General features: G+C 65.5%; 6 protein-coding genes. 3 read left to right on the forward strand and 3 right to left on the reverse strand.

Annotation, left to right across the window (positions count from 1 at the left end; all coding sequences use genetic code 11):
- Both H537_RS0109665 and H537_RS0109670 read left to right on the forward strand, forming a co-directional pair.
- A partial coding sequence (locus tag H537_RS0109665) for an FMN-dependent NADH-azoreductase (RefSeq protein WP_028997761.1) occupies positions 1-413 on the forward strand: 413 nt, incomplete at its 5' end.
- Between the two features lie 19 nt (positions 414-432).
- On the forward strand, positions 433-1,452 hold the full coding sequence (locus H537_RS0109670) for a pirin family protein (protein ID WP_028997762.1): 1,020 nt from the start codon (positions 433-435) through the stop codon (positions 1,450-1,452).
- A 282-nt stretch (positions 1,453-1,734) separates the two neighbouring features.
- Here the strand turns inward: H537_RS0109670 and H537_RS42075 are convergent, their stop codons facing one another.
- From H537_RS42075 to H537_RS52495, 3 genes are all read right to left on the reverse strand, one after another.
- Positions 1,735-4,437: a DUF4082 domain-containing protein gene (locus H537_RS42075; RefSeq protein WP_051242281.1), complete on the reverse strand. Its 2,703-nt coding sequence runs from the start codon at positions 4,435-4,437 to the stop codon at positions 1,735-1,737.
- A 78-nt stretch (positions 4,438-4,515) separates the two neighbouring features.
- Entirely contained in the window at positions 4,516-5,598 is a 1,083-nt protein-coding gene (locus tag H537_RS0109680; protein WP_169516977.1) for a WD40 repeat domain-containing protein, read from the reverse strand.
- Positions 5,599-6,387: 789 nt separating this feature from the next.
- Positions 6,388-9,138 (reverse strand): GAF domain-containing protein, encoded by a 2,751-nt coding sequence (locus tag H537_RS52495; protein ID WP_169516978.1) that lies wholly within the window; start codon positions 9,136-9,138, stop codon positions 6,388-6,390.
- A gap of 283 nt (positions 9,139-9,421) precedes the next feature.
- Between H537_RS52495 and H537_RS57005 the strand changes: the two genes are divergently transcribed.
- On the forward strand, positions 9,422-9,849 hold a 428-nt coding region (locus H537_RS57005), incomplete at its 3' end, for a response regulator (protein ID WP_441293973.1).

Consider the following 9,849-nt stretch of genomic DNA (forward strand, 5'->3'; position numbering starts at 1 on the left):
TGGTGAGCCAGTTCCTGGCCGCTGACGTGATCGTGGTGGGCGCGCCGCTCTACAACTTCGGCATCCCGAGCCAGCTCAAGGCCTGGATCGACCGCATCGCGCAGGCCGGCCGCACCTTCCGCTACACGGCCAGCGGGCCCGAAGGTCTGGCCGGCGGCAAGACGGTGATCGTGGTGTCCACCCGCGGCGGCCAGTACGCCGGCATCCCGGCGATGGAAGCCATGGAGCACCAGGAGAGCTACCTGAAGGCCGTGTTCGGCTTCCTGGGCATCACCGACGTGCGCGTCGTGCGCGCCGAAGGCTTGGCGATGGGCGAAGACGCCCGCGCGAGAGCCATGGCCCAGGCCGACGCAGCCATCGCCGCCCACACGGCCGAAGCGGCCAACCAGTCGCAAGCCGCGCTGCGTGCCTGAGCCGGGCGAGACTGCGCCAATGAACCCTTCTCCCATCCTGCGCCGCTTCCCGCTGGGATTCGTCTGGCCGACGCTCGATCCGTTCCTCTTCTGCGTCCACCATGTGGATGACTACCCGGCGGGTAACCGGCAACTTGGCCCGCAGGCAGCTCTCGACGGCCGCTGCCTTGGCGCGGACTTCAGCGGCAAGGATGGCTGGAGCATGTACCACGGAGAAAGCGTGCCCGGGTTCCCCGCGCACCCGCATCGCGGCTTCGAGACCGTGACCATCATGCGCAGCGGCCTGGTCGACCACGCCGATTCGCTGGGAGCGGCGGCGCGCTATGGGAGGGGCGACGTGCAATGGCTCACGACCGGGCGGGGCATCGTGCATTCCGAGATGTTCCCCCTCGTGCACGAGGATGCCGGCAATCCGGCCGAGCTGTTCCAGATCTGGATGAACCTGCCCGCCGCCTCGAAGATGGCCGACCCGGCATTCACCATGTTCTGGTCCGACCGCGTGCCGGAACTCGTCGTCCATGACGGCGCTGGCCGCAGGACGGTCGTGCGCATCGTCGCCGGCGCGCTCGAGGGCGCCAGTGCGCCGCTGCCGCCCCCGAAGGACTCGTGGGCGGCGCGTGCCGAGGCCGACGTCGCGATCTGGACGATCCGCATGGAGCCCAATGCGCAATGGACGTTGCCGGCATCCCAGCGGCCAGGAGTGCGGCGTTCGATGTACCTGTTTCGCGGCAGCGCGCAGGTCGCGGGGCAGACGTCCGGGTCCGGCACCGGGCTGGAGCTCGCGCCCACGGCCGACCTGGAGTTGGCCGCCGGCGCCGACGGAGCCGACCTCCTGCTGCTGCAGGGCCGGCCCATCGGCGAACCGGTGGCGCAGCACGGTCCCTTCGTCATGAACACCCAGGCCGAGATCGCGCGGGCTTTTCAGGACTACCAGCGCACGCAGTTCGGCGGCTGGCCTTGGGACAGCGCCGCGCCGGTGCACGGTCGCGAGGCGCAACGCTTCGCACGCCACCCGGACGGGCGCGTCGAGACGCCGTAGTCGGGCAGCTCGAGCCGCTCAGTGAGCATGCGACTACTGCAGCAACCGGCCCCTCCTGCACCAGCAGCGCGCGACTGCTGGCCTGATTCTGCCGTCCAGGGCCATGGTCGGACGGCCGCTTTCGCTCGCGAAGCAGCTCTCAAGCAAGAAGACCGAAAGGCGCTTGGGTCGATGCCTGCCGTTCAAGGTTCATGCGCAGGGCAGAACGTGCGCGTCTTCGTGTCGGACACGTCGACGCGCGAATTGCAGATGCGCTCACAACCTGTTTGCCATGCAGTAGCCTCATGGCTTGAAGACCACGTCTACCCAGTAGTTGGAAGCCAGGTAGGTTTGCGACGGATAGCTGGAGCTGGTGCCGTAGGCATAGACGCCATTGCCACCGCTATCGCTCAAGCCGTTTTGCAGCAGGTGCACCGGGCCGCTGTCCACGCCCTTGGTGGAGAAGAAATTGTTGTCTCCGGCGTAGTGTCCGTTGGGCGCGAAGTACGAGGCAACGTAAATCGTGTTGGCGCTGACAGGCACTGGCGTGGAAAAGCTCACCTGCTGCCATCCCGAGGCTGTCTCGTTGACGAATTGTGCCGTGGCCAGCCGCCTGCCGTCGAGGCTCCAGAGATTGGCGACGTGGGTGCCGGTGTTGCCCGTGCCCTTGTAGAAGCGAATCCCGGTGATGAAGCCGTCGGTGTCCACGCGGAACTTCACGCCCAGTTCCACAGCGCCCGGATCCGGGTCGGAGGGATTGGTCGGCGTGGCGGTACCGGACCACCCGCTGCACGGGCACACAGGCGCCGCAGCAGTCGTGAAGGACCACGGGAAGTCGGCCGCCAGCACATTGCCCGCCGCATCGCGGATACGCGGCTCGGTGCTACCCCCGTGCAAGGTCGCTTTGTAGGAAGTTGACCCCGCCAGGAGCGCCGCGGGCCTGAGCGTCGCTGTCTGTGACGTGGCGTCGTAGCTCACCGACGCGCTCACCAGTGCGTTATTGGCCGCGTTGCGCAGCTCGAACGTGCTGGCGTTGATGCTCACGGGGTCCATCGTCTCGCTGAACCTCGCCGTAACCACCGTGCTCGTACTGACGTTCGTGGCTCCAGCGGTCGGCACGGTGGCCGTCACGGCCGGAGCGGTGCTGTCCGCACCATAGCTGGCGACATAGGTACCCGTGTCCGCCGCGAAAAAGGCGTGCTCCATGCCCTTGACGACCTTGATCGTGAAAGGCACGGCGGTGCCTGCGCGCGTGAGCGCGAGCAGGACGCCAGAGCCTGCGCGCCGGGGCAGCATGCCCTGCAGCCCATTGGCATTCGGGCTGCGCGACACAGAAAATCTCAACGCGCTGCCGCTCCAGCTCATCGAGCTGAAGGTGGAATCGTTGCGGGCATCCAGCCAGGCCAACATCTGGCGTGAGGACACCACCGGCACGCCGCGCGCCCGCGCGGAGGCCACCACTGCCTCGGCCTCGGCGGACGACACCTGGTCGGTGTGCGCATTGACGGTGTAGACGCCGTAGAAGCCCTCGGGCCCGACCGCCCGGTCCAGCAGCCGGTCCACGGTCAGCGGGTACTGCTGACCCGACTCGTCCGTCATCTGCGTGACGGCCTGATAGACGTCGATGAACGCGCCGTCGAGCCGCATGAAGCGCATGGGCATGGCCGAACCCGTGAAGAGACCGGGCACGTTGTTGACCCAGCCCGGCGGCCAGAAGTAGTAGCTCGTGTCCAGCCGCATGCCGTACTTGGCCTGCACCTGCGCGCCACTGGCCCAGTCGCTCCAGACGATGCAGTGGTGGCGCTGCGTCGAGGGTGCGGGCAGGCTGCTGTACTTGGACTGCCACTGGCTCAACTGCGAGGCGTACGTGCTGTCCAGCGACGCTGCCGTGAAGTCGTTGCAGCTGGTGTTGACGTGCAAGCCCACTTCGAACCCGTCGGCGTTGTACTGCGCCGCCTGCTGGTTTGTCAGCGGCGTGCCGGGGTAGATGTACGACGTGCCGCGCACGCATTCCCAGTTGGCAACGGAGCAGCCTGCCGGGCTCAGAGCCTTGAAGCGGTCGAAGCGCCCGGCCGTGCCGCCGTTGGCGTGGTCGTCGCCGGACATGATGACCACGGCCTTGTGGCCCCTGGGGAAGTACCAGAAGCGTGGCAGCGGCTTCTTGGTCAGGTTCATCTGCGTGATCAGGTTGGCCAGCAGCCGCTGCTGCTCGTCGGCTTGGGGAATGGCCACCTTGCTCAGGTCCACCCAGTCCGGCTGTGGATTGGCAGCGGCATTGCCGAAGAACTTGTCGTCCGAGCGGATCGGTGTGAAGCCGTCACGCTCCTGCGTCGCCCAGGCCGGGTTGCCCTGGCGCGTGTAGACAATGGAGGTTGCCAGATCGAAGGTGAAAGCCGCTGCCTTTCCTGAGCCCACGCTGCGCCACGTCACCGCCGGATACGGTGTGGGCGTGGTCGCGTTGCTGTAGAGCGTGGCCAGCCCCGTGGCGCCAGCCAGGTTGTAGAGGCCGGCACTGCCATGGAACTGCATTGTCTGGTTGACGATGCCGCTGCCCGGGCCGTTGGCTGTGCTCACCAGGAGGTAGCGGTTCGAGAGCGTTCCCGCAGCGCTGCTCAAGCCGAGCAATCCGGCCAGTTTCACATCAGGCGCCATCGCGATGAGGTTGCCCCCGCCATTGACCCAGTTCGCCAGCGTAGTGACCTGGCTGCTGGAGAGTGCCGTCTTGGCCAGGATCACGACGTCATAGGCCACCAGCGTGCTGCTCGAGAGCGTGCTGACGTCCGCCACGGCGAAGGCATTGAAGCCCTCGTTGCGCAGGATCTCGGCGTAGTAGGTGCCGAAGTTGGTGTTGCCGGCCGTGACGACCAGGATGGCTCCGCCGGGACCTTGGGCAGGATTGGCCGCCTGGGCCGGCCGCGCCCAGCAAAGCAGGACGGCGCAACAGGCGGCGACAAGCAGGAGGAACTCCCGTGCACCTCGTGCACGAGCGCCGTGACCATGCAGCATGGTTGGTCTCCCCAGTGGAGTCCGTGGCTCTTTCAGAGCCGGGCGCCGGTTGAGCCTCCGGCGTTCGCCTACTGTGGCTTACTTGCCTACCCCGCTGGACACGTTCCAGCGGACGACGTTGTAGTCGTCGCTACCGGAGAACAGCACGTTGCTGTTCTTGCTGTCGAACCGCAGCGTGTTGACGGGTGCGCTGCCCGCAGTCAGTCGCTTGTCCAGTTGGCCCGTGATCCCGTTCCAGATCAGGATCTGGCCGCTCTCGCCGCCACTGGCCAGGACGGTGCCGTCGCGGTTGAAGGCAACGCTGCGCACCGGCGTCTCGTGAGCTGCCAGCACCTGGGTCCGCACACCCTGCGCCAGGTCCCACAGCAATATTTGGCTGTCTGCGCTTGCGCTGGCCAGCACCTTGCCATCGGGCCTGAAGGCCACATCGAGGACGTCAGCGGCATGGCCGCGCAGCGTGTGCACGAGCTTGCCGGAGGCGACGTCCCAGACCAGGATGCGCCCGGCAGCATCGCCACTGGCCAGCATGGAGCCGTCCGCGCTGAATGCCACCGCGTTCACGAAGCCCGTATGGCCTGACAGTATCCTTTCAAGCTTGGCGGTCGAGCTGTTCCACAGCATGACGCGGGTTTCCTCGCCGGCTGTTGCGACAAGTGCTCCAGCCGGGCTTTGGGCCATGCTGCGGATCGGATGCTCATGGCCGTGCAGGACATGAAGCTCCTTGCCCGTCTCCACGCTGAAGAGGTGCGTTTCGCTGTCCCGGCCCGCGACGCCCAGAAGCCGGCCATCGGCGCTGAAGACGACACCGCTGGCAATGGCGTCTATCTTGATATCGAACCTGGACACGTCCACGGCGCTGTTCGAATCCAGCAGCCGCACCTTGCCGTCGGAACGCGCGACGGCCAGTGCTGTGCCATCTGGAGACAGCGCGACCGCCGTGATGCCCTTCTTGTCGTACCGGCGCAGCAGCTTGCCCGGACCGAGCGCCTGGGGTTTCTCGGTGCCTGCTACGGCGGCGGCGCCCCGCTGCTGTGCAGTCGCGGCAGCGGCCTTCGTCGAAGCCTTTGTCGCTTCATCACCACCGCCGCACCCGCTCAATACGGCACAAAGCAGCAGTGGGGCGACGCACCCAGGCCAGTTCCGATGCCTCGTGTGCTGCATATATCCCTCCTTCTGGGACGACTGCCATGGCCGCACGGCAAAAGGGCGGCATCGCCAATTCAGGCTTGCAGTTTGTGCCCCAGCTCCTCGTGGAGCCGAGCAAGGCATTTTTCTTGGGCTGGACGGTCTTTATCGATGCGCCAAGGTCAGCGAGTGCAAGGCAGAGCCATGCTTGAAGGCAATATGCAAGTCTTCATGGATCGAAGAGATGCCAGCCTGCGGACAGCTTTGCTGTTGCGCTACCGTCAGAGAATGCTTGTTGGAAGCTGAAGGCTAATAAGCAGATCACCTGCGTCAACCCCTTAAACAGGCGAGCTCTGCATGGACATGGCTTAGAAGGTGTCTTCCCGCGGCAACATCAAATCTGTGCCCTGGTCAGGTGTCAGCTCGGCAAGCGTCCCGCAGCAGAGTCGCTTGCTGACGGTCCCGTCAGCATCCTGGGAAGAAGAGCATGCCGAGGCCGGCACAGCATGATTGCTTTCGATGCCGCCACCAATGCCGATCGTCACCTTGCAGCACGCCCGCAAGCCACGACAGCAAGACACAAGCCACTGTCCTGATGCGTCCGCAGCAACGGCATGACTCAAACGACATGAGCACAAATGATCGGATCAAGAATGCCGAATGACTACCCCGGCATGCTATCCAATGGAAATCAGTTCAGGAATCGATTTTTCTGTTGCTCTCACAACTTCAATTGATCTGGACCACAACTCTATACTTCGAAGTCAGCAGTTTCTCCAACCCAGTTGCGCTCTCTACGATAAGCCAGATTGACAGCCCCATAGGTCAGTCAGCGTCAAATTCGTTGGACCGGGTATGGTGCAGCCTTTCCAGCCCGAACAACACCGCAGTCGGGTCGATGGGCTTGGTAAAGTGCAATGCGTAGCCGGCTACGAGTGCCCGGTCGCGGTCCTCAGGTCGGGCAAACGCCGTGAGCGCAATGGCCGGGATGCACCCACCCTCGCTCGGTGCCAGGCGGCGGATCTGCCGCAGCAGCTCATAGCCGTCTGTTCCAGGCATGCTGATGTCGGAAACCAGAACGTCGAACTCTTGCACCTGCAGGGCGCTGAGCGCTTCTTGTGCACTCGCGGCCCGAACTACAGCGGCTCCACATTCCGCTAGAACCCGGTTGAGCATCTCGCGCGCGTCAGGATCGTCGTCCACCACCAGGATGCGCATTCCGTTGAGGTCGGGCAGCGAGCGCTCCCTGCCGGCGAGTTCATCCGCCGGGTTTCTCAGCATGGCTGTGTTGTGCCTGCGCGCCGAGTCCCATAGCGGGAGGTGGACGGCAAACGTCGCTCCCCTGCCCTCGCCATCGCTGTGAGCTGCCACCGACCCGCCATGGAACTCCACCAGCTTGTGCACGATCGACAGCCCCAGGCCAAGTCCGCCGAACTGGCGCGTGATGGAGCCGTCGGACTGCCTGAAGCGCTCGAAGAGGTGAGGCAGAAATTCGGGCTTGATCCCCACGCCACTGTCGGCCACGGAAATCACCGCATGGTCCTGCTGGCTTCGCAGCTCCACCTTCACTTGACCGCCACGGGCCGTGAACTTGACGGCATTGGCCAACAGGTTCCACACCACCTGCTGCATCCGGCCGGCGTCGGCGGTGACCACGCCGACGTCGTCGAGGTTGGCCTCCAAGGTCACACCGGCCGCCTTGGCGCTGGGGCCAATCACATCCAGCGCAGCCTGCACGAAGCTCACCGGTGACACCGGCTGCATCTCCAGGACCAGCTTGCCGGAGGTGATGCGGCTCATGTCCAGCAAGTCGTCGATGAGCTGCACCTGGATCTGCGTGCTGCGGTGGATCACCTCGACGCCCTTGAGCAAGTCCGGCTGAGAGCCTTGGAGCTTTCGGCGCAGGATGTGGACCCAGCCGGAAATGGCGCTCAAGGGGGTGCGCAGCTCGTGCGAGAGCGTGGCCAGGAACTCGTCCTTGACCCGGCTGGCGCGCTCGGCCTCGATACGGGCGGCACGTTCACTCTCCAGCAGCACGCTGCGCTCGTGGGTTGCCTGCTGCGCCTGCGCGTACAGCCGCGCGTTGTCGATGGCGATGGCCGCCTGGCTGGCAATGCCCACTGCAACGCGTTCACTGCGCTCGGTGAAGACGCCAACCTGGGAATGCCCGAAAAACAAACCACCGAGCACTTCGCCCGAGCGTGCCACGACGGGAACGGCCAGGTAGCTGCGAACGGGCAGATGGTTGGGCGGCATGCCGTGATACGGTCCCCAGCGGCCATAGCGCTCGTCGGCCAGTACATCGTCCAGCCGGATGGACGGCTCACCCCGGAACGTGGGCCCGAACAGCGCGGTGGGCCGGGGATGGCCCAGCTTCTCGAAGGCCTCACGCGGCGCGCCGGAAAGCGTGTAGAGCAACAGCGCGTCGCCGCGCTCGTCGACACCGTTGTAGAAGAAGGCGCCGAACTGTGCGCCAGTCAGCTCCGTTGCCGCGTCGGTCACGCGCTGCAGCAGGGCCTGCAGGTCCAGCTCGCCGGACAGCGCCGCGCCGGTACGGTTGAGCACCTCCAGCGAACGCGCCTCCTCGCGCAGGGCTGCCTGTGCACTCAGTCTCTCCAGAGAGTCCCAGCACCGGTCGACGACCGTCTGGATCATCTCCACCTCGTCCTCGGTCCACCTGCGGGGCACCGCCTGGTGAACCGCCATTGCGGCCACAAGCCGGCCCTCCTTGTGCAGGGGCACGCAGACCACCGCCTGGATCCGCGTGCGCTCGTAGGCGTCCAGATCGATCCCGGCAGTCGCTGAGCTCGTGTCCACGTCGGCATTGACATAGGGCTCGCCCTTGACCATCAGACGCGAGACCTCGGCGCCAAAGTCCGTGAACCGGTAGCGCCCGACGATGCTGGGCACGCCGTCGTTGTAGTCGCCGAGCAGGTCAAAGGTGTCCTGGTCTGGGTGCACGCTGGCATAGGCGCAGCGATTCACCCCGAGATACCGCCCGAGCATGGAGGCGGCCAGTCTCATCACGTCCGCCGGCTCCGCCAGGCTGCGAGTGCCTTGGGACAACGCATCCAGGAAACGCAGGCGCTGCTCGGCCAGAACCCGCTTGGTGGTCTCGGCAAACGTTACCAGGACGCCAACGGCCTTGCCATCATCGTCACGCACGGGACTGTAGGAGAAGTTGAAGTAGCAGTCCTCCGGGTAGCCGAACCGCTCGATCGTCAGCTTGAAGTCGTCGAAGCCGATCGCCTCACCCGCGAGCACCTCGTCCCACATCGGGCCGATGGTGGCCCAGATCTCGTGCCATGTGGCCGGTGTCGAAGCGCCCAGGGCCTGCGGATGCTTGTGGCCCAGGATCGGTCGGTAGGCATCGTTGTAGAGCTGCGTACGCTGCGCCCCCCAGGCGATGTACATCGGCAGCTTGCACTCCAGGAGCATGGAGACCGCTGTTTTCAAGCTCTGCGGCCAGCCATGAACCGGCCCCAATGGCGTGCGCCCCCAATCGAAGCCACGCATGAGCTCGGCCATCTCGCTGCTGCCCGTGAACGGGAAAATCTCGGCCGTACTTTCAGACATGCTGGAATGACACTCCATTGGCCAGGCTCCACTGCACTGTGGAGCCTGGCGTGCTGCACCGTGGCAAGATTTTCGCAGCTGCATGCGACGGCCTTGCCGCAGCACGCCCATTCCTATCCCATGCTTGCGGTTTGGCCCGTACCAAGGCGGCTTTCGGCATTGACAGGCCACCGCAAAATGCCAGATGGCGCTGCCGGGGCGCCACTCCTCGGGCATTGCCTGCGGACGCAGCGCAGAACGCACTGCCCGTGGACACGGACAAATAACAGGCCAGGAGAACACCGTGAACCATGCCTTGATCGTCGACGACACAGACTCGGCCCGGATGATGGCGGCCCTCATCGCGGCCGAGCATTTCACCGTGGCCACGGCGCACAACCTGCGCGATGCGCGGCGCCAGATGACGCTGCAGCAGCCCGACATCGTGCTGCTGGACCTGCAGCTGCCCGACGGCAGCGGCATGGACCTGTTCGACGACCCGCAACTCGTCGCGCACTCCGAGGTGGTGCTCATCACCGGCCACGCCAGCCTGGAGACGTCGGTGCAGGCGCTGCGCCTGGGCGCGGCCGACTACCTGACCAAGCCGGTCAACATGAAGCAGCTGCGCGGGATCCTCTCGCGCGTGATGCGCCCCTCGGTGCTCAAGGACGAGCTCGCCTCGCTCAACGCCGAGTGGCACAAGACCGGCCACTTCGGCCACCTCTGGGGCCG

It is taken from the genome of Azohydromonas australica DSM 1124 (assembly GCF_000430725.1).
Classification (GTDB): domain Bacteria; phylum Pseudomonadota; class Gammaproteobacteria; order Burkholderiales; family Burkholderiaceae_C; genus Azohydromonas; species Azohydromonas australica.